The sequence below is a fragment of the Pseudomonas sp. P4_C1 genome, assembly GCF_056402155.1.
Window position 1 is genome coordinate 1 of sequence record NZ_JBFUHY010000008.1, and the last position, 23,337, is coordinate 23,337.

The 23,337-nt window shown below is 59.6% G+C and carries 18 protein-coding genes; 9 read left to right on the forward strand and 9 right to left on the reverse strand.

Going from position 1 to position 23,337, the window contains the following annotated elements; genetic code table 11:
• Positions 1 to 277: 277 nt before the first annotated feature.
• Positions 278 to 1,942 (reverse strand): energy-dependent translational throttle protein EttA, encoded by a 1,665-nt coding sequence (ettA, locus tag AC1DU9_RS07735; protein ID WP_090451500.1) that lies wholly within the window; start codon positions 1,940 to 1,942, stop codon positions 278 to 280.
• Positions 1,943 to 2,218: 276 nt separating this feature from the next.
• On the opposite strand from ettA, the gene AC1DU9_RS07740 reads away from it, so the two are divergent.
• From AC1DU9_RS07740 to AC1DU9_RS07760, 5 genes are all read left to right on the forward strand, one after another.
• Positions 2,219 to 6,067, forward strand: a complete 3,849-nt coding sequence (locus AC1DU9_RS07740; protein WP_223461056.1) for a sensor domain-containing protein — start codon at positions 2,219 to 2,221, stop codon at positions 6,065 to 6,067.
• A gap of 209 nt (positions 6,068 to 6,276) precedes the next feature.
• Positions 6,277 to 7,530: a serine hydroxymethyltransferase gene (gene glyA, locus AC1DU9_RS07745; RefSeq protein ID WP_223461054.1), complete on the forward strand. Its 1,254-nt coding sequence runs from the start codon at positions 6,277 to 6,279 to the stop codon at positions 7,528 to 7,530.
• Between the two features lie 349 nt (positions 7,531 to 7,879).
• Positions 7,880 to 9,193 (forward strand): C4-dicarboxylate transporter DctA, encoded by a 1,314-nt coding sequence (locus tag AC1DU9_RS07750; protein ID WP_108216408.1) that lies wholly within the window; start codon positions 7,880 to 7,882, stop codon positions 9,191 to 9,193.
• A gap of 69 nt (positions 9,194 to 9,262) precedes the next feature.
• Complete coding sequence (locus AC1DU9_RS07755) at positions 9,263 to 9,967, forward strand: FadR/GntR family transcriptional regulator (protein ID WP_108216407.1); 705 nt, start codon at positions 9,263 to 9,265, stop codon at positions 9,965 to 9,967.
• A gap of 25 nt (positions 9,968 to 9,992) precedes the next feature.
• Entirely contained in the window at positions 9,993 to 10,682 is a 690-nt protein-coding gene (locus tag AC1DU9_RS07760; protein WP_223461052.1) for a GntR family transcriptional regulator, read from the forward strand.
• A gap of 71 nt (positions 10,683 to 10,753) precedes the next feature.
• On the opposite strand, the gene yjiA is transcribed toward AC1DU9_RS07760, so the two are convergent.
• Genes yjiA through AC1DU9_RS07775 form a run of 3 tightly spaced genes read right to left on the reverse strand, consistent with a single transcriptional unit; the run spans position 10,754 to position 14,071 of the window.
• The gene (yjiA, locus tag AC1DU9_RS07765) at positions 10,754 to 11,725 is read right to left on the reverse strand and encodes a GTPase (RefSeq protein ID WP_223461050.1); all 972 of its coding nucleotides are present in this window, start codon (positions 11,723 to 11,725) and stop codon (positions 10,754 to 10,756) included.
• Between the two features lie 15 nt (positions 11,726 to 11,740).
• Positions 11,741 to 11,989: a YbdD/YjiX family protein gene (locus AC1DU9_RS07770; RefSeq protein WP_477809980.1), complete on the reverse strand. Its 249-nt coding sequence runs from the start codon at positions 11,987 to 11,989 to the stop codon at positions 11,741 to 11,743.
• A 15-nt stretch (positions 11,990 to 12,004) separates the two neighbouring features.
• Complete coding sequence (locus tag AC1DU9_RS07775; protein ID WP_223461048.1) at positions 12,005 to 14,071, reverse strand: carbon starvation CstA family protein; 2,067 nt, start codon at positions 14,069 to 14,071, stop codon at positions 12,005 to 12,007.
• A 160-nt stretch (positions 14,072 to 14,231) separates the two neighbouring features.
• On the opposite strand from AC1DU9_RS07775, the gene AC1DU9_RS07780 reads away from it, so the two are divergent.
• Complete coding sequence (locus AC1DU9_RS07780) at positions 14,232 to 14,600, forward strand: PilZ domain-containing protein (protein WP_223461045.1); 369 nt, start codon at positions 14,232 to 14,234, stop codon at positions 14,598 to 14,600.
• A gap of 129 nt (positions 14,601 to 14,729) precedes the next feature.
• On the opposite strand, the gene radA is transcribed toward AC1DU9_RS07780, so the two are convergent.
• Entirely contained in the window at positions 14,730 to 16,097 is a 1,368-nt protein-coding gene (gene radA / locus AC1DU9_RS07785) for a DNA repair protein RadA (protein WP_223461043.1), read from the reverse strand.
• Positions 16,098 to 16,736: 639 nt separating this feature from the next.
• Between radA and mscL the strand changes: the two genes are divergently transcribed.
• A complete protein-coding gene (mscL, locus tag AC1DU9_RS07790) occupies positions 16,737 to 17,150 on the forward strand; it encodes a large-conductance mechanosensitive channel protein MscL (RefSeq protein WP_108216400.1) in 414 nt (137 codons plus the stop codon).
• A 41-nt stretch (positions 17,151 to 17,191) separates the two neighbouring features.
• Here the strand turns inward: mscL and AC1DU9_RS07795 are convergent, their stop codons facing one another.
• Positions 17,192 to 17,968: a ferredoxin--NADP reductase gene (locus tag AC1DU9_RS07795; RefSeq protein WP_108216399.1), complete on the reverse strand. Its 777-nt coding sequence runs from the start codon at positions 17,966 to 17,968 to the stop codon at positions 17,192 to 17,194.
• A gap of 302 nt (positions 17,969 to 18,270) precedes the next feature.
• Between AC1DU9_RS07795 and AC1DU9_RS07800 the strand changes: the two genes are divergently transcribed.
• Positions 18,271 to 18,984 carry an autoinducer binding domain-containing protein gene (locus tag AC1DU9_RS07800; RefSeq protein WP_223461041.1) on the forward strand — a complete coding sequence of 238 codons (714 nt, stop codon included), beginning with the start codon at positions 18,271 to 18,273 and terminating at the stop codon, positions 18,982 to 18,984.
• A gap of 174 nt (positions 18,985 to 19,158) precedes the next feature.
• Entirely contained in the window at positions 19,159 to 20,283 is a 1,125-nt protein-coding gene (locus AC1DU9_RS07805; protein ID WP_223461039.1) for a methyltransferase, read from the forward strand.
• 66 nt (positions 20,284 to 20,349) lie between these two features.
• On the opposite strand, the gene AC1DU9_RS07810 is transcribed toward AC1DU9_RS07805, so the two are convergent.
• From AC1DU9_RS07810 to AC1DU9_RS07820, 3 genes are all read right to left on the reverse strand, one after another.
• Positions 20,350 to 20,517, reverse strand: coding sequence for a DUF2474 domain-containing protein (locus AC1DU9_RS07810; RefSeq protein WP_223461037.1), 168 nt, complete (start codon positions 20,515 to 20,517; stop codon positions 20,350 to 20,352).
• A 102-nt stretch (positions 20,518 to 20,619) separates the two neighbouring features.
• Positions 20,620 to 21,627, reverse strand: a complete 1,008-nt coding sequence (gene cydB, locus AC1DU9_RS07815; protein ID WP_223461035.1) for a cytochrome d ubiquinol oxidase subunit II — start codon at positions 21,625 to 21,627, stop codon at positions 20,620 to 20,622.
• 3 nt (positions 21,628 to 21,630) lie between these two features.
• Positions 21,631 to 23,067, reverse strand: a complete 1,437-nt coding sequence (locus AC1DU9_RS07820; protein WP_223461033.1) for a cytochrome ubiquinol oxidase subunit I — start codon at positions 23,065 to 23,067, stop codon at positions 21,631 to 21,633.
• Between the last annotated feature and the right edge of the window lie 270 nt (positions 23,068 to 23,337).

Below are 23,337 nucleotides of genomic sequence, written 5' to 3' on the forward strand. Positions count from 1 at the left end.
TCCTTGACCACAAGAGCTTCTCCTTGACCACAAGAGCTTCGCGATCTTTTGCTCGCTCGCCCTGATCGGCTTCGCCTTATATCCGGTTCTTGTCCATCGGCTCGCGGTTTCGATTCACGCTTCCTCCCCACACTCGGTCGCCCTCATGCAGTTGCGCTTCACTTCGTTCGCTGTGGTCAGCTTACGACGGGACTTTCACCCGCAAGATTGCGCCCATGCTGGGCGCACAAAAAAACGGAGCCCGAAGGCTCCGCTCTCTTATGCAACCAACCCGAAATCAGGCCAGTTTCTTGTGCCGTACACGATGCGGCTGGGCAGCTGCTTCGCCAAGACGCTTTTTACGATCGGCTTCGTATTCGCTGTAGTTACCTTCGAAGAACACCGCTTGCGAGTCGTCTTCGTACGCCAGGATGTGCGTCGCGACGCGGTCAAGGAACCACCGATCGTGAGAGATCACAATGGCGGCGCCCGGGAAGTCCAGCAGGGCTTCTTCCAGGGAACGCAGGGTTTCGACGTCGAGGTCGTTGGACGGTTCGTCGAGCAGCAGGACGTTGCCGCCCTCTTTCAGGGTCAGGGCCAGGTGCAAGCGACCGCGCTCACCACCGGACAGGTCCTTGACGAACTTCTGCTGATCGCCGCCCTTGAAGTTGAAGCGACCGACGTAGGTACGCGACGGGATCTCGTAGTTGCCGATGCGGATCTGGTCGGAACCGTCGGAGATCTGCTGGAACACGGTCTTGCTGCCGTCCAGATCCTCGCGGCTCTGATCCACACAGGCAAGCTGCACGGTTTCACCGACTTCGATGCTGCCCGAATCCGGCGTTTCCTTGCCCATCAGCATGCGGAACAGGGTCGACTTACCGGCACCGTTACCGCCGATCACACCAACGATGGCGCCTTTAGGCATGGAGAACGACAGGTTGTCGATCAGCACGCGGTCGCCGTAGCCCTTGGTGACGTTCTTGAATTCGATGACCTTGTCGCCCAGGCGCGGACCGGCCGGGATGTAGATCTCGTTGGTCTCGCTGCGCTTCTGGAATTCCTGCGACTGCATTTCTTCGAAGCGTTGCAGACGGGCCTTGGATTTGGACTGGCGGGCCTTGGCGCCTTTGCGCACCCACTCCAGTTCTTCCTTCATGGCTTTTTCGTGGGCCGACTGCTGCTTGGATTCTGCAGCCAGACGATCGGACTTGGCTTCCAGCCAACCCGAATAGTTGCCCTCGTAAGGAATGCCCGCGCCGCGGTCCAGTTCCAGAATCCAGCCGGCAACGTTGTCCAGGAAGTAACGGTCGTGCGTGATCGCTACCACGGTACCCGGGAAGTCGTGCAGGAAGTGCTCAAGCCAGGCGACGGAATCGGCGTCCAGGTGGTTGGTCGGTTCGTCGAGCAGCAGCATGTCCGGGGCGGACAGCAGCAGGCGGCACAGGGCTACACGACGCTTTTCACCACCGGACAGAACTTCGACCTTGGCATCCCAGGCCGGCAGACGCAACGCGTCGGCGGCGACTTCCAGCTGGCGCTCCAGGTTGTGACCGTCGCTGGCTTGCAGGATCGCTTCGAGCTTGGCCTGTTCAGCCGCCAGTTTGTCGAAGTCGGCATCCGGATCGGCGTAGGCCGCGTAGACCTCGTCCAGGCGCGCCTGGGCGTCCTTGATCACGCTGACCGCTTCCTCGACCACTTCACGCACGGTCTTGGTCGGATCCAGTTGTGGTTCCTGCGGCAGGTAGCCAATGTTCAGCTCCGGCATTGGGCGGGCCTCGCCCTCGAACTCGGTGTCGACGCCGGCCATGATTTTCAGCAGCGTGGACTTACCCGAACCGTTGAGGCCGAGCACGCCGATCTTGGCGCCGGGGAAGAAAGACAGAGAAATGTTTTTCAGGATTTCCCGCTTCGGCGGAACAACTTTGCCCAGCCGATGCATGGTGAATACGTATTGAGCCATGGAGAACCTAGGGTCAGTGACTGATGAATGATTGGAGCGCAGGCGATGCCCGGCCAGACCGTGCGCGTCGCCTGCGTGAGGCGACGCTGAAAAAGTCTGAGTCTAGGAGCTGGAACGCTCCCGCGTAACCGGCAAAGCTACCTTAATGACAGATGGCAGTCCAGCCGACGGGCAGGGGCTGGCACTTCGCCACAACTCAAGGCATGCTAGCCGCCCTTCGGGCGTCCGGCTTATAGTGCACGTCGCGCCAGTCCAGCCAAACCGCAGGATTACAGCTTGTCCAATGTCCCTCCGCCCCTGACTTCCAGTGAGCCGGCCACAGCGCCCGGCTCCCCCCTGCGCGGGACCTTGAAGGGCGCCTTGGCGACACTCGCACTATTGCTGCTGGCCCTGTTGTTCTGGCAATTGCTCGATCAGTTGCGCGAAACCCAGAAAAACCAGCGTCAATACACCATCGACTACACCGCCGATCTGGCCGCGCAGGTCAGCCTGAACATGGCGCTCAACGCGCAGATCGCCCTCAACCTGCTGCCGATCGTCGAGCAACCGCATGACGCCGATGAGCTGCAGGCGCTGCTGCGCAAGCTGCAACAGTCGCTGCCTGATCTGCGCAGCCTGGCATTGCTCAGCCCCTCGGGAAGAGTCATCAGTGACAGCGCTCCGGACAGCGATGACAGCGACTACCTGGCTGAACTGGTACGCCGCAGCCACGCCCAGACGCACTACTTCAGCAACGCCTCCGACGGTTCCGTGGTGCATTTATTGCTGCATCAGGCCAGCGGCAGTTCCCGAGGCTATTGGGTCTTGCGCCTGCCCCCCAGCTTTTTTTCGTCCTTGACCAAGCAAAGCGAGGCCGGCCGCCGCCCAATGTGGCTGGTGGAGAACCGCATCAATCATCAGGTCATCAGCCGCGACGATGCGCTGCCCTCGGTCAATCCGGGCACGCTGACCGAGGACGATGTCGCCAACAGCGTGCTGACGGTGCCGCTGAGCAGCAGCGATTGGCAACTGCGCGGCTTGTTCGACCGCCAGCGCGTGCTGGAAGAGCTGCTGCCGGCGTTCATCGGCAAATGTCTGCTGGGCCTGGCGTTTTCCATGCTGCCGTTCATCGCCTTGCTGAACATGCGCCGGCGTCAGCGCCAATTGAGTGAAGGCCGCCGGCGTTATCAGGACATTTTCGAAGGCACCGGCGTGGCTTTGTGTGTCCTCGACATGTCCGGGCTCAAGGTCTTTTTCGACAAGGCACAACTGCAGGGCAGCGAGCAACTGCACGCGTGGCTGGCGATCCCGGAACAACGCCGGCAATTGCTCAAGGAACTGCGGATCACCGCGGTCAACCAGGTCGCGCTGCAATTGCTTAATGTCGATAGCGCCGACAAAGCCTGGAAACTGCTGATCGACGGCCATCCGCAGGACGGCACCGCCATCGGCAACCAGGTGCTCGACGCGATGCTCAACCAGCAGCAACAGCTCGAGCTGGAAATCAAACTGCAGGATGCCAGCGGTCGCGACCAGCATCTATGGCTGGTGCTGCGCCTGCCGCAAACCCAGGACGACTATAACGCGGTGATCCTGAGCATCACCGACATCACCAGCCGCAAGCTCATCGAACTGTCACTGCAGGAGCGCGAAGGATTTTGGTCGGACGTGGTGCGCACCGTACCGGATCACCTGTATGTGCAGGATGTGATCAGCCAGCGCATGATCTACAGCAACCATCATCTGGGCCAGACCCTGGGTTACAACCGCACCGAGCTGCACCAGATGGGCGAATACTTCTGGGAAATCCTCCTGCATCCCGAAGACGCCGACTATTACCATCGCTCCCGCCAGGTCCAGCGCCAGGCCGGTTATCGCCAGTTGATGCAGTGCCAGTTGCGCTTCCGCCATCGGGACGGCCAGTGGCGACGCTTCGAGATTCGCGAGCAGGCACTGGCCCGGGACAAGGAGGACCAGGTCACGCGGATCATCGGCGTTGCCAAGGACATCACCGACCAGATCGAAGCCAGTGAATCCCTGCGCGACAGCGAGCAGCGCTACCGGATGCTCGCCGAAAGCATCAGCGATGTGATTTTCTCCACCGACAGCCGCCTCAACCTCAATTACGTCAGCCCTTCGGTGCAAGCGGTGCTGGGTTACGACGCCGAGTGGATTTTCCAGAACGGCTGGCAATCGACCATCGCCAACCCGCAACAACTGACTGGCATCTACCACCTGATGGACCGGGTCAGCAAAGCGCTGGATCAGCCGGACCAACTGGCGCTGCTGCGCAGCCAGGTGCAAACCCAACTGTTCCTGTTCGATTGCCTGCGGGCCGACGGGCGCAAGATCCCGATCGAACTGCGCCTGGTATTGGTCTGGGACGAACAGGGTACGTTCGAAGGCGTGCTCGGCGTCGGCCGCGACATCAGCCAGCAACGCCGGGCGGAAAAAGACTTGCGCATGGCTGCCACGGTATTCGAACACTCGACCTCGGCGATCCTGATCACCGACCCGGCCGGCTACATCGTCCAGGCCAACGAGGCCTTCAGCCGTGTCAGCGGCTATGCCGTGGAGCAGGTCCTCGACCAGTTGCCGAACATGCTGACCGTCGACGAGCAACAGGAATCCCACCTGCGTTACGTACTCAAGCAATTGGGCCAGCACAGCACCTGGGAAGGCGAAGTCTGGCTCAAGCGTCGCAATGGCGAGCACTACCCGGCCTGGGTCGGGATCACCGCCGTACTCGATGACGAAGGCGACTTGGCCAGCTATGTATGTTTCTTCAGCGACATCAGCGAGCGCAAGGCCAGCGAGCAGCGGATTCACCGCCTCGCCTACTACGACGCCCTGACACACCTGCCCAACCGATCGCTGTTCCAGGATCGCCTGCACACGGCGTTGCAATCGGCCGAACGGCAGAAGTCGTGGGTGGTGCTGATGTTCCTCGATCTCGATCGCTTCAAGCCGATCAACGACTCCCTCGGCCACGCTGCCGGCGACCGCATGCTCAAGGAAATGGCCACGCGCCTGCTCGGTTGCGTCGACGATGACGACACCGTGGCGCGCATGGGCGGTGATGAATTCACCTTGCTCCTGCAACCGCGAGCCAACCGTGAAATCGCCCTGAACCGGGCGATTCATGTGGCCGAGCAGATTCTCGCCAGCCTGGTGAAACCGTTCGTGCTCGAAGGCCGCGAATTCTTCGTCACGGCCAGTATCGGCATCGCCCTGAGCCCGCAGGATGGCAACGAACTCAGCCAGCTGATGAAGAATGCCGACACGGCGATGTACCACGCCAAGGAGCGCGGCAAGAACAACTTCCAGTTCTATCAGGCGGACATGAATGCCAGCGCCCTGGAGCGACTGGAACTGGAAAGCGACTTGCGCCATGCCCTGGAACAGAACGAATTCGTGCTGTATTACCAGCCGCAGTTCAGCGGTGACGGCAAGCGCCTGACCGGTGCCGAGGCGCTACTGCGCTGGCGCCATCCACGCCGCGGTCTGGTGCCGCCGGGGGATTTCATTCCGGTGCTCGAAGAGCTCGGGCTGGTGGTGGATGTCGGCGACTGGGTGATCAGCGAAGCCTGCCGCCAACTCAAGGCCTGGCATCAGGCCAGGGTACGGGTGCCGAAGGTGTCGGTGAACATCTCGGCGCGGCAGTTCTCCGATGGCCAGCTCGGCACGCGAATCGCCACCATCCTCAAGGAAACCGGCCTGCCGCCGGCGTGCCTGGAACTGGAACTGACCGAAAGTATCCTGATGCGCGAAGTCAGCGAGGCGATGCAGATTCTCGATGGCCTGAAAAACCTCGGCCTGAGCATTGCGGTCGACGATTTCGGTACCGGTTACTCATCGCTCAACTACCTCAAGCAGTTCCCGATCGACGTACTGAAGATCGACCGCACCTTCGTCGACGGCCTGCCGTCGGGTGAGCAGGATGCGCAGATCGCCCGGGCAATCATCGCCATGGCCCACAGCCTGAACCTGGCGGTGATCGCCGAAGGTGTGGAAACCCATGAGCAGCTGGACTTCCTGAGGGAGCACGGTTGCGACGAGGTGCAGGGTTACCTGTTCGGTCGCCCGATGCCGGCGGCTCGGTTCGAAGGGCAGTTCAGCAATGATGCGCTGTTCATGTTCGACTGAGATTTGCGGCGCGGCTACTGGCCTCATCGTCGGAACGCCGCCCGGAGCRAGCTYGCTCCGGGCGGCGTTCCGACGATGGGGCCGGCACGATCACCGCTAATCCCCGCATGAACACCACTTGTCTGCGACATGATGCCGTTTCATATGCCATCTAAAACCCATTGGGTTAGAATGCCCCCCTTTTCCGCCCCCGATCCTTGAGGACCGCCATGTTCAGCCGTGATTTGACTATTGCCAAGTACGACGCCGACCTTTTTGCCGCCATGGAGCAAGAAGCTCAGCGCCAGGAAGAACACATCGAGCTGATCGCTTCGGAAAACTACACCAGCCCAGCGGTGATGGAAGCTCAAGGCTCGGTACTGACCAACAAGTACGCCGAAGGTTACCCGGGCAAGCGCTACTACGGCGGTTGCGAGTACGTCGACATCGTCGAGCAGCTTGCAATTGATCGAGCAAAAGAGCTGTTCGGTGCCGACTACGCCAACGTTCAGCCGCACGCCGGTTCGCAAGCCAACAGCGCCGTTTACCTGGCCCTGCTGTCTGCTGGCGACACCATCCTGGGCATGAGCCTGGCCCACGGTGGTCACCTGACCCACGGTGCCAGCGTTTCGTCTTCCGGCAAGCTGTACAACGCCATCCAGTACGGCATCGATGCCAACGGCCTGATCGACTACGACGAAGTCGAGCGGCTGGCTGTCGAGCACAAGCCAAAAATGATCGTGGCCGGTTTCTCTGCCTACTCGCAGATCCTCGACTTCCCGCGCTTCCGTGCAATCGCCGACAAGGTTGGCGCTTACCTGTTCGTCGACATGGCCCACGTGGCCGGTCTGGTCGCCGCTGGCGTCTACCCGAACCCGGTTCCTTTCGCTGACGTGGTGACCACCACCACCCACAAGACCCTGCGCGGTCCACGTGGCGGCCTGATCCTGGCTCGCGCCAACGCCGACATCGAGAAGAAACTGAACTCCGCCGTATTCCCGGGCGCCCAGGGCGGCCCGCTGGAGCACGTGATCGCCGCTAAAGCGATCTGCTTCAAGGAAGCGCTGCAGCCTGAGTTCAAGGTTTACCAGCAGCAAGTGGTGAAGAACGCCCAGGCCATGGCCGGCGTGTTCATCGAACGCGGCTTCGACGTGGTTTCCGGCGGTACTCAGAACCACCTGTTCCTGCTGTCGCTGATCAAGCAGGAAATCTCCGGTAAAGACGCCGACGCCGCTCTGGGCAAAGCGTTCATCACCGTGAACAAGAACTCCGTGCCAAACGACCCACGCTCTCCGTTCGTCACTTCCGGCCTGCGCTTCGGTACTCCGGCTGTGACCACTCGCGGCTTCAAGGAAGCAGAGTGCAAGGAATTGGCCGGCTGGATCTGCGACATCCTGGCTGACCTGAACAACGAAGCGGTGATCGACGCCGTTCGTGAGAAGGTCAAGGCCATCTGCAAGAAACTGCCGGTGTACGGCGCTTAATCAGCCCCGCTAAACCGCAGTTAAAAAAACCGGCCAGAGATGGCCGGTTTTTTTTCGCCTGCGAAACACCTGTGTAGGAGCGAGCTTGCTCGCGAAGGTCGTCAACGGTAACGCGTGCTTGCTGGTTCAACGCATTGTCATTGAAGCCATCGCGAGCAGGCTCGCTCCTACAGGACCAGCACCACTGGTCAGACCGGTCATGCCAATTTTCTAATTTTTACTTGCGAACACCCAAAAATAGCGCCTAGACTGCGCCTGCACTGGACATACCGGTAAGACCACAATAATTAAGTCCTGAAGTCGATGCGCCCTGCGCACGGCAGCCAGGACACCGACCAGGATTCCTCCCATGCTCAGATGGTGCTCGCGTTCAATCTTCCTCCAAGTGGTTCTCGGACTGGTGCTCGGCATCGTCTGCGGGCTGACCCTTCCCGAATACTCCGCTCAGCTCAAACCACTCGGTGACGGTTTCATCAAGCTGATCAAAATGCTCATCGGCCTGATTGTGTTTTGCGTAGTGGTCAGTGGCATCAGCGGTGCCGGCGACCTGAAGAAGGTCGGCCGAATCGGTCTGAAATCGGTGATCTACTTTGAAGTGCTGACCACCATCGCTCTGGTGATCGGACTGGTATTCGCCTTCAGCACCGGTATCGGCAGCGGTGCGAACATTCACCTGGAGCAGCTTTCCGCAGCCGATATGGGCGACATTGCCCAGCGCGGTCAGCACATGCACACAACCACACAGTTCCTGATGGACCTGATTCCGACGTCGGTGATCGGTGCCTTTGCCGATAACAACATCCTGCAGGTCCTGCTGTTCTCCGTGCTGTTCGGCAGTGCGCTGAATCTGGTGGGCGAGGCGGCGTCGGGCATTTCCCGGCTGATCAATGAACTCAGCCACGTGATTTTCCGCATCATGGGCATGATCGTGCGCCTGGCACCGATCGGTGTATTCGGCGCGATCGCCTTCACCACCAGCAAATATGGCCTGGACTCGCTGCAACACCTGGGCAGCCTGGTCGGCCTGTTCTACCTGACCTGTACTGCCTTCGTGGCCCTGATTCTCGGCCTGGTGATGCGCCTCTCTGGCTTGAAGATGTGGCCGTTGCTCAAGTACCTGCGCGAAGAACTGTTGATCGTCATGGGCACCGCTTCGTCCGACGCCGTGCTGCCACAAATCATGCGCAAGCTTGAGCATCTGGGCATCGGCAGTTCGACGGTCGGGTTGGTGATACCTACCGGTTACTCGTTCAACCTCGACGGTTTTTCGATCTACCTGACCCTGGCCATTGTGTTCATCGCCAATGCCACCGGCACGCCGCTGGCGATGACCGACCTGCTGACGATTCTGTTGGTGTCGTTGATCACCTCCAAAGGTGCCCACGGCATTCCGGGCTCGGCGCTGGTGATCCTGGCGGCCACCCTGACAGCCATTCCGGCCATTCCGGTGGTGGGTCTGGTGCTGGTGCTGGCCGTGGACTGGTTCATGGGCATCGGCCGGGCGCTGACCAACCTGATCGGTAACTGTGTGGCGACCGTCGCCATCGCGCGCTGGGAAAAGGACATCGATGTGCAGCGGGCGAACAAGGTACTTTCCGGCCAGGCGGGTTATACCTTCCAGCCGCGTAAACCGGTCGCACCGGCGCATCAGCAGGAATTCTGAATCAACGGTGTGCCGGCCTCGCCTTGGTCGGCACACTTTCACCACTTTTAGATGCTCATGGAGCGAACAGTGATTACCTCGTCAACCGTCGTAACTTCAGTCGTGGAAAAACTTCGGGCCGCTCTGGCCCGTGGTCAGTGGCGCTCCGGCGAAATGCTGCCGGGGCAACGTGAACTGGCCGAACAGCTGGGTATCAGCCGCCCGAGCCTGCGTGAGGCAGTCATCGTCCTGGAAACCCTTGGCCTGGTGCGCTCGATGCCGGGCAAAGGCGTAGTGGTACTCGAGGCCAGTCTCAGCGATGGCCAGTCCCACGAAAGCGCGGTGGCCGCAGCGAGCCTGGAAGACGTGCTGCAACTGCGTTACACCCTCGAACCGTTCATCGTCGGCCTCGTGGCGCAGTCCATCAGCAGCAAGGAAGTCGGGCAACTGCGCCTGACCTTGATGGACATGCGCGAAGCCCTGGAGGCCAACGACAGTGAAGCCGGCGTAAGCGCCTACATCGCGTTCCACGAAGAGCTGTTCACACTGACGTCGAACCCGATCTTCCAGAGCGTGGTCCAGCAAACCAGCAATGCCCTCAAGCAAAGCGCCGAAGTGTTGCGCAACTCCCCGGAGCATCTGGCAGAGCGCCTTGAAGAAAACGAAGCGGTGGTGCGGGCGATCCGCAGCAAGAACAGCGCCCAGGCCAGCGCCGAGATGCGTCGGCACATTTTGCGCGAGGGCCAGCGCATGGGCATCGAACTGAACATCCCGGAAGACAACCTCGGCAGTTGAAACCTCTTCGAACTGGAGATTGGCCATGAACAGCTACGCCTCGCCACAAACGCTCGCTACCCTGCCCGTCCGCCCTTCGGTGGGTGATCTGTATTCGCGGGTCTTGGACGCCATTTTCGAACAGCGCATCCATTCGGCCAGTCGCTTTACGGAAGAAAGCCTGGCGCAGATGTTCGGTGCACGGCGCAGCGACATGCGTGATGTGCTGACGCGACTGTCCCATCAGCAGATCATCATCTTACGAGTCAACCATCGTCCCCGCGTCGCCGAGCTTGATGTCGAGCAGACCCGGCAGACACTGCATGCCCGGCGTCTGGCCGAGATCATGCTCGTGCGGCTGGCCTGTCAGCGCCCCTGCGCTCAAGGTTTGAAGCACCTGCGGGAGCTGGTCGATAGCGAGCGTCAATGCACTGAGCGTGGCCGGGCGATCCGTTTGTCGGGAGAGTTTCACCTGCGATTGGCAGAAATGGCAGGTAATGCACCGTTGTCGCACTTTCTAGACAGCCTGGTGCAGCTGACTTCGTTGGCGCTTGCGCAGTTTGAGCTGCAGTCGATGGATTATTGCGTATGGCAGGCGCACATGGAGATCCTGGATGCGCTGGAGCGATGGGATGCTGCGAAGGCAGAAATTGTGCTCAACCGGCACCTGGATTATCTGGAAGACTTGTTGCTGAACCCTGCATCGGCACTGGGCCAACATTGTGCCGCAGGTTAGACCGCTTTCGTCGGAACGCCGCCCGGAGCAGGCTCGCGATGGCGGCTTAAGGCTCGCTGCAATTTCTGAATTTAATCAGCCGCCACCCGCGCAAACCCCTCGCGAATCTTTTCTTCCGGCAAGTCATCGGCAATGAACACGATCACGCTCTCACGCACGTCGTCTTCAGCCCACTCGGTATCCCAGTCGAAACCATACAGCTTCAGCACCCCCTGAAACACCATGCGACGGGATTCGCCGAGGATATTCAACACGCCTTTGTAGCGCAGCAATTGCTTGCCATGCTCCTCCAGCAACTCGTTCATGAACTCGCTGAGCTTGTCGATATCCAGCGGTTTTTCAGTGCGCAGCACCAGGCTGGAAATGCGGTCGATGGACGGGGCCCGGCTGACCGGTCGCAAACTCACGCCGCCACCGAGGTCGGCGTTGAGGTTGAAGCCGCGCACATCGAGCAACTCGGCCAGGTCGATCTTGCCATGGTCAACCACGCGGATCGGCGCACGCCGGTTGATGCGGGTCAGGCGCTCGCTCAACGCGGTGAAGGTCGGTTCGTCCACCAGATCACGCTTGCTCACCAACAAGCGGTCGGCGAAACCGATCTGCGCCTGGGCGATGGTCTGGGTCAGATGCAGATCAGCGTGGGCGGCATCGACCAAGGTGATGATGCCGTCGAGGATATAGCGCTCGCGCAACTCTTCGTCGATGAAAAAGGTTTGCGCCACCGGCGCCGGGTCGGCCAGGCCGGTGCATTCGATCACCAGCCGGTCGAAGGCGATATCGCCCTGGTCCAGACGCTCCAGCAACAAGTAAAGCGCCTTGGTCAGGTCCGTATGGATGGTGCAGCAGACGCAGCCATTGGACAGCGTCATCACTTGCACCGGCTCGTCACCCAACAACTGGGTATCGATGCCGGCATCGCTGAATTCGTTCTCGATTACGGCGATTCTCAGGCCGTGCTCGGCCTTGAGCAGGTGACGCAACAGGGTGGTCTTGCCGGCGCCGAGAAAGCCGCTGAGGATTGTTACGGGGATGGGAGAGGACAAACTGGATCTCCTTTTTCACACAGGAAAAAACAACACAAAACAAATGTGGGAGCGAGCTTGCTCGCGATGGCGGACTGTCAATCCACCCTTGCCACCGTAACGGGCTTCCTGACGCTCCCGAAAGAACATCTCATAGCTCATCACCGGTTTGTCCGGGTGCTTGGTCTGCATATGCTCGACGTAGTTGTCGTAGTCGGGCATGCCGACCATCAGGCGCGCGGCCTGACCGAGGTATTTGCCGAGGCGACTCAGGTCATTGAACATGGTGCAAATCCTCGATCACACTTCCGGCAGCGCCTGGAATGGCGATTCTTTATCCGTACGCCCCTTGCTGCCCCAGGCGGAAATACCGACCTTGAGCGCATAGAACAGGATGCTGAACACCACGAACAGGAACAGCGCGGTCAGCGTTGCGTTGGTGTAGGCGTTGAAGATCACGTGCTGCATCTGGGTGATGTCCTTGGCCGGGGCGAGGATCTGACCGTTGGCCAGCGCATCGCTGTATTTTTTGGCCAGCGACAGGAAGCCGATCGCCGGGTTGGCGTCGAACAGCTTGATGAAGCCCGCTGTCGTGGTGCAGATCAACAGCCACACCGCCGGCAACATGGTGACCCACACATAACGCTGGCGTTTCATCTTGATCAGCACCACGGTGCCGAGCATCAGCGCGATACCGGCCAGCATCTGGTTGGAGATGCCGAACAGCGGCCACAGGGTGTTGATGCCACCCAGTGGATCGATCACGCCCTGGTACAACAACCAGCCCCACATGGCCACACAACCGGCGGTGGCGATCAGGTTGGCAGTCCAGGATTCGGTGCGACGCAGGGCCGGCACGAACGAACCGAGCAGGTCCTGGAGCATGAAGCGCCCGGCACGGGTACCGGCGTCGACCGCGGTCAGGATGAACAATGCTTCAAACAGGATCGCGAAGTGGTACCAGAACGCCATGGTGTTCTCGCCCGGCAGAACACTGTGCAGGATCTGCGCGATACCGACCGCCAGGGTCGGTGCACCGCCGGCACGTGCCAGGATGGTGGTTTCACCGATATCGTGGGCCACCGCTTGCAGGGCTTCCGGGGTAATCGCAAAGCCCCAGTTGCTGACGGCTGTCGCAACGGCCACCACATCACCGCCGACCACGGCCACCGGGCTGTTCATGGCGAAATACACGCCCGGTTCGATGACCGACGCAGCGACCATGGCCATGATCGCCACGAACGATTCCATCAGCATGCCTCCGTAACCGATATAGCGGGCGTTGGTTTCGTTATCCAGCAGTTTCGGCGTGGTGCCGGAGGCGATCAGCGCATGGAAACCCGAGACCGCGCCACAGGCGATGGTGATGAACAGGAACGGGAACAGCCCGCCCTTCCACACCGGGCCGGTGCCGTCGATGAACTGGGTCAGGGCCGGCATCTTCAGCTCGGGCATGGTGATCAGAATGCCGATGGCCAGGGCGACGATGGTGCCGATTTTCAGGAAGGTCGACAGGTAGTCACGGGGTGCCAGGATCAACCACACCGGCAACACCGCCGCGACAAAACCGTAACCGATCAGCATCCAGGTGATTTGCACACCGGTGAAGCTGAACGCCTTGGCCCACACCGGATCCGCGGCAATCTGCCCGCCGAGCCAGATCGAGCCGAGCAGCAACAGCACGCCGATCACCGAGATCTCGCCGATGCGACCCGGGCGGATGTAGCGCATGTAGATGCCCATGAACATCGCGATCGGGATGGTCGCCATCACCGTGAAAATACCCCACGGGCTCTCGGCCAGGGCTTTCACCACGATCAACGCCAGCACCGCGAGGATGATGATCATGATCAGGAAGCAGCCGAACAACGCGATGGTGCCGGGGATGCGGCCCATTTCCTCGCGGACCATGTCGCCCAGGGAGCGACCGTTGCGGCGGGTGGACATGAACAGGACCATGAAGTCCTGCACGGCACCGGCCAGCACCACGCCGGCGATCAGCCACAGCGTGCCGGGCAGGTAGCCCATTTGCGCCGCCAGTACCGGGCCGACCAAAGGCCCCGCGCCGGCGATGGCGGCGAAGTGGTGACCGAAGAGAATGTGTTTGTTGGTAGGAACGTAGTCCAGACCGTCATTGTTGAGCACGGCAGGCGTGGCCCGTCGCGCATCGAGTTGCATGACATTGTTAGCGATGAACAGACTGTAGTAGCGATAGGCGACCAGATAGATGGCCACGGCAGCGACCACAATCCACAAGGCGTTGATTGCCTCGCCCCGGCGCAATGCCACGACACCCAGGGCGCACGCACCTGTGATTGCCAGCACCAGCCAAGGCAAATGGCGTAGCGGGCTATTGTTATTTTTCATTTTGATATTCCAGCCAGAGTGGACAAGAAAGACAACCACTCCGAGTTTAGCTCTCCTGACGGCAAAGACCATACCCCGACATTGGTCTGGACACCTGCACGCGCTGGCCGCCTTGAAGTATGCAGGTCTATAGTCAGCGTACATCTACGAGGATCGCGCCATGAGCGAGCACCCCGCCGAACGTCGCCGCTTCAAACGTATTGCGTTCGATGCCCGAACCGAGCTGAGTCAGGGTGAGTTCACCTGGCCGGTGACGTTGATTGATCTGTCGCTCAAGGGGTTGCTGATCGAGCGACCCGATCCGTGGCTGGGCAATCCGCAGCAGGATTTTCTGGTCGACATTCATCTGGGCGAAGACGCCGGCATCACCATGGATGTGCAACTGGCCCACGACGACCATGGCCAACTCGGGTTTGTTTGCCGGCACATCAGCCTGGAGTCCATCGAGCGCCTGCGGCGATTGATCGAGCTCAACCTCGCTGATCCAGAAGAGTTGGAACGCGAACTGGGTGCCCTGATCGAAATCTAGCCATTATCGAATTCCCCCTGTAGGAGCGAGCCTGCTCGCGATTTTGGTGTGTCAGCCAGCAGCAATGTGACTGTCAGATTGCAATCGCGAGCAGGCTCGCTCCTACAGGGTTTGTGTTTCGTCTGTCAGTTACTCGAACAGCGCGTCGAGTGCCTGTTCCAGCCGGGTCACAGCAATAATCTGCAATCCAGCCGGCGCCTCTTTCGGCGCATTACCCTTGGGCACGATGGCCCGCTTGAAGCCGTGCTTGGCAGCTTCTTTCAAACGCTCCTGACCGCTCGGCACCGGACGCACTTCACCGGAAAGCCCGACTTCACCGAATACCAGCAGATCGTGGGGCAACGGCCGGTTGCGCAAACTGGACATCACCGCTGCCATCAGCGCGAGGTCGGACGCCGTTTCCAGCACCTTGACCCCGCCGACCACGTTGAGAAACACGTCCTGATCGTGGGTCGGAATGCCACCGTGACGGTGCAGCACAGCCAGCAACATCGCCAGCCGGTTTTGATCCAGCCCCAGCGTGACCCGACGCGGGTTGGCCAGGTGACTGTCGTCCACCAGCGCCTGAACCTCCACCAGCATCGGCCGTGTGCCTTCCCATGTTGCCATCACCACACTGCCCGGGACTTCTTCCTGGGCACGGGTCAGAAAAATCGCCGACGGGTTGGAGACTTCTTTCAGACCTTTGTCGGTCATGCCGAAAACGCCCAGTTCATTGACTGCACCGAAGCGGTTCTTCACCGCCCGCAGCAGACGCAGGCGCCCGTCAGACTCACCTTCGAAATACAGCACGGTGTCGACCATGTGCTCCAGCACCCGAGGGCCAGCCAGCGCGCCTTCCTTGGTGACGTGGCCCACCAGAAAAATCGCCGTGCCGCTCTGTTTGGCATAACGCACCAGCAACGCCGCGCTTTCGCGCACCTGGGATACACCGCCCGGTGCCGATTGCAATTGCTCGGTAAAGATCGTCTGGATCGAGTCGATCACCATCACCCTGGGCTTTTCCTGACGGGCCGTGGCAATGATGGTTTCGATGCAGGTTTCGGTCATGACCCGCAATTGATCCTGAGGCAACCCCAGGCGCCGCGCACGCATGGCCACTTGCTGCTGGGATTCCTCACCGGTGACGTACAGTGCCGACATGCTCTTGGCGAGGTTGCACAAGGTTTGCAACAGAATGGTCGACTTGCCGATGCCAGGGTCGCCACCGATCAGCACCACCGAGCCATCCACCAGACCACCACCCAGAACCCGGTCCAGCTCGCTGGAAGCGGTGGAGAAGCGCGGAATTTCTTCGACACTGACTTCGGCCAGAGTCTTGATCTGCGCCTGCTGGCCGGTCCAGCCGGTACGACCGCTGGGGGCGGCTGCCCCGCCGCTTTCCACCATGGTTTCGGTAAGCGTGTTCCAGGCCCCGCACTCACCGCACTGGCCGGCCCATTTGGGGAAGGTTGAGCCGCACTCGGTGCAGCCGTACATGCGCTTGGCCTTGGCCATCGGAACTCCCGGAAAAAAACGCGATGATAGCTCAGCCAGGGCGCGCGAGTGCGGCCAGATATTTCGCGCCCCTATTGACGACTTCAAATAACCTTATTAAACACAGGTATATTCAGATGCACCCAACCTACAAACCTTGTATAAGTTTTTTACTCAACTCGGCCAATAAATTCTAGGGACATGCCATACCGCACGTTTTGAAAACCTATACAGACTTTGTTCACTTACATACTTTTTGCACAACTTCTAAAACATTCACACAACACGCAGCAGTGATTCAGAGAAACGCGCAACTTGTCAGACGCCCCGAACTAACGGAACAGTTAATATCACTGCAGCTGCATTTAATTTTCAATGCGACCTCTCGGCCACTAACTGCCCGATCATCTTGAACGTCCCGATTCAGGAATGGTCGCTCAACCTTGGCTCGCCCACACAAATGACGCTATTTCGCTGAAAAAAACGTCGCATGCGAACTCCGCAGAAGGCCTGCCCGACCTCAGATGAGATCAATCGGTGAATTTTTCAACGCCACCCGGGTCAATGGCTGGCAAGCACAGCAGGCAGTTGATTCGAGCAGGATGCGATTGGCTGATTTACACTGCGCACATCTACCTCATCTGTAACAAGGAATAACCTATGGGCGTGCTAAACGAGTTCAAGGCCTTCGCGGTCAAAGGCAACGTGGTCGACATGGCCGTCGGCATCATCATCGGTGCGGCCTTCGGCAAGATCGTTACGTCGTTTGTCGGTGACCTGATCATGCCGCCAATCGGGATGCTGATCGGTGGCGTGGACTTCAGTGATCTGGCCATAACGCTCAAGGCAGCAGACGGCGCCATTCCTGCGGTGGTGCTGGCCTATGGCAAGTTCATCCAGACCATCATCGACTTCGTCATCGTCGCCTTTGCGATCTTCATGGGCGTCAAGGCCATCAACCGCCTGAAGCGTGAGGAGTCCGTGGCCCCTAGCCTGCCGCCGGTTCCCACCAAGGAAGAAGAGTTGCTGGGCGAGATCCGCGACTTGCTCAAGGCCCAAAACAACCGGCCTTGACTGCATTGGCATAAAACGGCGCCTTTGAGGCGCCGTTTTGCTTACCAGAAGTTTTCCACCGCCACTTGGCCGGGGCGCCGGCTGAGGCTCAAGTGCATGTCCCGCTGTTTAAGCAACTTGCGCGTATCATCGATCATCTGCGGGTTGCCGCACAGCATGACCCGTGAATGCTCAGGCGTCAGCGCAACTCCCGCGCTGCGCTCCAACTCGCCGCTTTCAATCAGTGTGGTGATCCGTCCGTTCAATGCGCCAGGATGCTGCTCACGAGTGACTGTGGCGATGAATTGCAATTTGTGTGCGTATTCAGCCAGATACTCAAGTTGCGCCAACCCCGCGATCAACTCCTGATAAGCCAGTTCCCGGGCTTCGCGAACGCTGTAGACCAGGATGATCCGCTCGAATCTCTCCCAGACTTCGAAATCCTGGAGTATCGACAGGAACGGCGCGATGCCCGTGCCTGTGGATAACAACCACAGATCGCGGCCATCGACAAAACGGTCCAGCGTCAAGTAGCCGAAGGCCTGGCGGTCGACCAGCAATGTGTCGTCAACGCCCAGGCGGCTCAGCTCACTGGTGAACTCACCGCCCGGTACGACAATGGAAAAGAACTCGAGGAACTCGTCAAAGGGCGAGGACACCATGGAGTAGGCGCGCCATACCGTGCTGCCGTCAGCCTTGGTGACGCCCAACCGGGCAAACTGCCCCGCCCGAAAACGAAACCCTGCATCCCGCGTGGCGCGCAGGGTAAACAGGTTCGGAGTCAACGGATGAACCTCGAGCAAGGTCTGGCGCGTAAATTTTTCTTCACTGACGGACATGGAAGGCTCCAATCAACAGATACCCCAGTGTCCCGCAAAGAAAGCAGCGTAACCACCGACAATTTGTAGTGGCATTAATGCGCACTAGTAGTCGATTACAGAATACGAATACAACCCTACATATAAAATTATATGTGGCATTTCATAACCATTTATTTCCTAAGAACCTTGAGCACACTTTTCCAACAGTCAAAATAACAAAATTGTCGAACCACTTCCGTAGGAAATGTCCTACACTTCGTGGCGTGCCGGATCTTGGATCCAATTCTGCACCCAGAAGACACACTAATGGAGATCACTGTATGGAGATCTGGAAGGAGTCGCAGCTCAAACAATTGGCGCGCACACAAGAGATCAATACTGCCTATCGAATCGCGCTCAGTTTCGCTAGAAACCTTGGATATAAATTTTGTGGCTTTTCAATTACTTCGAACTCATTCGGGGTCGACACCAGTACGGTGAACCTGAACAACTTCCCCCATGAGTGGAATACTCAATATGAAAAAAACAACGCCACGCAAATAGACCCGATAGTGGCGCATTGCAATCATTCAATGTTGCCTGTTCTCTGGAGTGAAGAGCTTTTTTCCAGGACGCCATGGTTATGGCAGTTGCTGCGACAACAAGGCTTGCAGCATGGCTGGTCCCAGGCGATCTTTGATGAGGAAACCGGTCTGCGCAGCATTTTCAGCCTGGCCAGAAGCCATTGCCCGATTTCAGCCTATGAGCTGTACGAGCATCTTGGGTTCTCGGTGTTCATCAGCCGCCATTTGCACGCTCTGGCGATCGCAATGCAACCGAAAAAACCGGCTCCCCCCCAGGCTCCCCCCTTGTCACGGCGGGAACTCGAAGTATTGAAACTGTCGGCCGATGGCAAGACTGCCTATGAAATTGCCAGGATCCTCAATTTGAGTGAACGCACCATCAACTTTCATGTGCACAGGGCTATCGAGAAGTTCGGCGTCAACAACAAGATTGCGGCAGTCATCGCCGCGGCTCGGTCGGGAGCCATCTGAAAGCGCCCGACTACGGGAAAACCTGCGGGTAATCCAGGCAAAAAAAACGTACCATTTGCGGTCCCTCCTGAGTGATGGCGTGTAGACCTTCACGACGCAGTACACTCGGTCGGCTCCGCCCGCTCCAACGCCTTAGGCAGCGGGACATCCGTTGATTACCCAGAGCCCCGCCCCATGCCTTTGCTCGAAACACCCTTCGCCAGCCTCGACCTGATCCGCCAGCCCGAACAGCAGAACGAACCGCTGCAAGCTTTCGATGCAGCCGATGAATACCTGCTCAATCATCTGGCCGAACAGCAGCCGGCGTCGGACACCCGGGTATTGGTGCTCAATGACAGTTTCGGCGCGTTGGCGGCCAGCCTGGCGGGCAAGGTGCAAGTGGTCAGCAGCGGTGATTCGTTCCTGGCCTTGCAGGGGCTGGAAAAGAATCTGGTGCGCAACGGCCTGGTGTTTGATGCGGTGCCGAGCGTACCCGCCAGCGAAACCCTTGCCGGGCCGTTCGACTGCGTGCTGATCCGTGTACCGAAAACCCTGGCGCTGCTGGAAGAACAACTGATTCGCCTGCAAGGCCAACTGGCACCCGGTACCCAAGTGGTTGCCGCAGCCATGATCAAGCATCTGCCCCGGGCAGCGGGCGACTTGCTGGAGCGTTACATCGGCCCCGTGCAAGCCTCGTTGGCGGTGAAGAAGGCGCGGCTATTGATTGCCACGGCTCAGGACAAAACGCCAGCGGTGTCGCCTTACCCTACGCGATACAGACTCGACGAACCGGCCATCGAACTGCTCAACCATGCCAATGTGTTTTGCCGCGAAGGCCTGGACATCGGCACCCGGGCATTTTTGCCACACCTGCCGAAAAACCTCGGTTCGGCGCGGGTCGCCGATCTCGGTTGCGGCAACGGCGTCCTGGCCATCGCCAGCGCCCTGCAAAACCCCGAGGCCCACTACACGCTGGTGGACGAGTCGTTCATGGCGGTGCAATCGGCGTCCGAGAACTGGCGCGCAGCCTTGGGTGAACGGGAGGTGATCGTGCGCGCCGGTGATGGCCTGGCCGGCCAGGAACCGCAATCGCTCGATGTCGTGCTGTGCAATCCACCGTTTCACCAGCAACAGGTGGTGGGCGACTTCCTGGCCTGGCGGATGTTCCAGCAAGCCCGTGAAGCGCTGGTCGTGGGCGGTGCGCTCTACATCGTCGGCAATCGTCACCTGGGCTACCACAGCAAACTGGCGCGATTGTTCCGTGGCGTCGAGCAAGTGGCGGCCAATCCGAAATTCGTGATCCTCAAGGCACGCAAGTAACAGATCGAAAAAAAACCCTCCGGTCGGAGGGTCGTAAATCCGTGCCCTGAGGCCACGGGAGAGATGTCAGTGCGTGGTCAGACCGGCCGCGTTCATGAACAGACGCATCAGGCTGGCGACGATGAACAAGGCGCCCACGCTGCCGACCCAGATCAGGGCCAACCAGCTGAGCCGCTGCCACAGCGGCTTTTTTTCGGCTTCTTCAATTTCGCGCAGGGAATGTTTGCCAGACATGGCTCATTACTCCGTTTAAGGTGGATGGCGTCTGTGAGGACGCCATCGTCGGAGCGCCGCCCGGAACAAGCTCGCTCCTACAAAGGTTCGTGGTGCACAGGGCTAGTGATAGCCGTCTTCATGGGTGACCTTGCCGCGGAACACGTAGTAGCTCCAGAAGGTGTAGCCCAGGATGAACGGAATGATGAACAGCGTGCCCACCAGCATGAAGCCCTGGCTCTGCGGCGGCGCGGCGGCATCCCAGATCGAGACCGATGGCGGGATGATGTTCGGCCACAGGCTGATACCCAACCCGCTGTAACCGAGGAAGATCAGCACCAGGGTCAGCAGGAACGGCGTGTAGTGCGCGTTGCGGGCCACGGCGCGGATCAGGCTGTACATCGTCACCAGCACCAGAATCGGCACCGGCATGAACCAGAACAGATTCGGCATGGTGAACCAGCGTGCGGCGATTTCTGCGTGGGCCAACGGGGTCCAGATGCTGACGATGCCGATCACTGCCAGCAGCACGAAGGCCAATGGCCGGGCCAGGTCATGCATCTGTTCCTGCAACTTGCCTTCGGTCTTCATGATCAGCCAGGTGCAACCGAGCAGCGCATACGCCACCACCAGCGCCGCACCACAGAACATCGTGAACGGTGTCAGCCAGTCCAGTGAACCACCGGCGAACTGCCGATTGACCACCGGCAGCCCATCGATGAACGCGCCAAGCGCAACGCCCTGGAAGAACGTCGCAGTGACCGAGCCACCGATGAACGCCTTGTCCCACAGATGGCGCTTGTCGTCCCTGGCCTTGAAGCGGAACTCGAAGGCCACACCGCGGAAGATCAACCCGACCAACATCAGGATCAGCGGCAGGTACAACGCCGAGAGCACCACGGAATAGGCCAGCGGAAACGCGCCGAACAACGCCGCGCCACCCAATACCAGCCAGGTCTCGTTGCCGTCCCACACTGGGGCGACGGTGTTCATCATCACATCGCGATCGGTCTTGCCCGGAATGAACGGGAAGAGAATGCCGATACCCAGGTCGAAACCGTCCATGACCACGTACATCATGATGCCGAAGATGATGATCACGGCCCAGATCAGCGGAAGATCAATACCCATGATTCAAATCTCCTTGGTCAGGCTGTGGCCGGCATCGGCATGATCGTCGTCGGCTGCGGACAACGGACGGGCCGGTGTGCGTTTCTGGCCGGGGCCACCGTCGTTGGTTTCCCTGCCTTCGTCGGTCTTCGGCCCCTTGCGCACCAGGCGCATCATGTAGCCAAGACCGGCGCCAAACAGCGCGAAATAAACCACGACAAACAGGATCAGGGTGATGCTCATCTGCATGAAGCTGTGGTTGGACGACGCATCCGCCGTGCGCATCAGGCCGTAGACCACCCACGGCTGACGGCCGATTTCGGTGGTGAACCAGCCAGCGAGGATCGCGACCAGGCCGGACGGCCCCATCCACAGCGCCAGGTACAGGAACGGCCGCGAGGTGTAGAGGGTGTCGCGCTTGCGCAGCCACAGGCTCCACAAACCGGTGAAGATCATCAGCATGCCCAGGCCCACCATGATCCGGAACGACCAGAACACGATGGTCGAATTCGGCCGGTCTTCAGGCGGGAACTCCTTGAGTGCCGGGACCTGTTTGTCCAGGGAGTGAGTGAGAATCAGGCTGCCCAGGTACGGGACTTCGACGGCGAACCTGGTTTTCTCCTCCTTCATGTCCGGCCAGCCGAACAGGATCAGCGGGGTCGCCTCGTCGCCCTTGTTTTCCCAGTGGCCTTCGATCGCGGCGATTTTTGCCGGCTGATGCTCAAGCGTATTGAGGCCGTGGAAATCACCGATGACTGCCTGGATCGGCGCGACGATCAATGCCATCCACATGGCCATCGAGAGCATTTTGCGGATCGCCGGATTGTCCCTGCCGCGCAGCAAATGCCAGGCCGCGGAGGAACCGACGAAGAAGGCCGTGGCGACGAACGCCGCCGTGGCCATGTGCATCAGGCGATACGGGAACGACGGGTTGAAGATAACCGCCAGCCAGTCGGTGGGTATGACCTGACCGTTGACGATCTCGAAGCCCTGCGGGGTCTGCATCCAGCTATTGGAAGCGAGAATCCAGAACGTGGAGATCAACGTACCGATGGCCACCATCACGGTGGCGAAGAAGTGCAGGCCACGTCCGACCTTGTTCCAGCCAAACAGCATGACGCCGAGGAACCCGGCCTCGAGGAAGAACGCCGTGAGCACTTCATAGGTCAGCAACGGCCCGGTAACCGAGCCGGCGAAGTCCGAGAAGCGGCTCCAGTTGGTGCCGAACTGATAGGCCATGACCAGGCCGGAAACCACCCCCATGCCGAAGTTGACGGCAAAGATTTTCGACCAGAAATGGTAGAGGTCACGGTAGGTGTCGTTATGGGTTTTCAACCACAGGCCTTCGAGTACCGCCAGGTAACTCGCCAGGCCGATGGTGATGGCCGGAAACAGGATGTGGAACGAGATGGTGAACGCGAACTGAATTCGGGCGAGATCAAGTGCCTCTAAACCGAACATAAGTCTTCCTCTGTCAGGTAGTACGGCTGCTGGCTGGAAGCCTGCACCCACGGCCCCCACGGATATGGAGTGTGGCGAATCTCTGTTTGTTCTTTTTTTGCACGCATCACAACGCAGGAAATCTGGCCTTGCGGCCGCCGGATCAATTCCTTTTGTGGGTTTTGATCTGGATCAATCAACGTTGAAAGAGTAGTCCCAATTTCGGGGATGAACCGCGTGGTCTTTTGCCGCGTGACAAGTTGCCTCACGGCCTTGGTCACGAGCTGAAAT

Coding starts and splice junctions, on each gene's coding strand:
- ettA (WP_090451500.1), bottom strand. CDS start 1,942: ATGGCTCAATACGTATTCACCATGCATCGGCTGGGCAAAGTTGTTCCG.
- glyA (WP_223461054.1), top strand. CDS start 6,277: ATGTTCAGCCGTGATTTGACTATTGCCAAGTACGACGCCGACCTTTTT.
- AC1DU9_RS07750 (WP_108216408.1), top strand. CDS start 7,880: ATGCTCAGATGGTGCTCGCGTTCAATCTTCCTCCAAGTGGTTCTCGGA.
- AC1DU9_RS07760 (WP_223461052.1), top strand. CDS start 9,993: ATGAACAGCTACGCCTCGCCACAAACGCTCGCTACCCTGCCCGTCCGC.
- AC1DU9_RS07770 (WP_477809980.1), bottom strand. CDS start 11,989: ATGTTCAATGACCTGAGTCGCCTCGGCAAATACCTCGGTCAGGCCGCG.
- AC1DU9_RS07775 (WP_223461048.1), bottom strand. CDS start 14,071: ATGAAAAATAACAATAGCCCGCTACGCCATTTGCCTTGGCTGGTGCTG.
- AC1DU9_RS07780 (WP_223461045.1), top strand. CDS start 14,232: ATGAGCGAGCACCCCGCCGAACGTCGCCGCTTCAAACGTATTGCGTTC.
- radA (WP_223461043.1), bottom strand. CDS start 16,097: ATGGCCAAGGCCAAGCGCATGTACGGCTGCACCGAGTGCGGCTCAACC.
- mscL (WP_108216400.1), top strand. CDS start 16,737: ATGGGCGTGCTAAACGAGTTCAAGGCCTTCGCGGTCAAAGGCAACGTG.
- AC1DU9_RS07795 (WP_108216399.1), bottom strand. CDS start 17,968: ATGTCCGTCAGTGAAGAAAAATTTACGCGCCAGACCTTGCTCGAGGTT.
- AC1DU9_RS07800 (WP_223461041.1), top strand. CDS start 18,271: ATGGAGATCTGGAAGGAGTCGCAGCTCAAACAATTGGCGCGCACACAA.
- AC1DU9_RS07805 (WP_223461039.1), top strand. CDS start 19,159: ATGCCTTTGCTCGAAACACCCTTCGCCAGCCTCGACCTGATCCGCCAG.
- AC1DU9_RS07810 (WP_223461037.1), bottom strand. CDS start 20,517: ATGTCTGGCAAACATTCCCTGCGCGAAATTGAAGAAGCCGAAAAAAAG.
- cydB (WP_223461035.1), bottom strand. CDS start 21,627: ATGGGTATTGATCTTCCGCTGATCTGGGCCGTGATCATCATCTTCGGC.
- AC1DU9_RS07820 (WP_223461033.1), bottom strand. CDS start 23,067: ATGTTCGGTTTAGAGGCACTTGATCTCGCCCGAATTCAGTTCGCGTTC.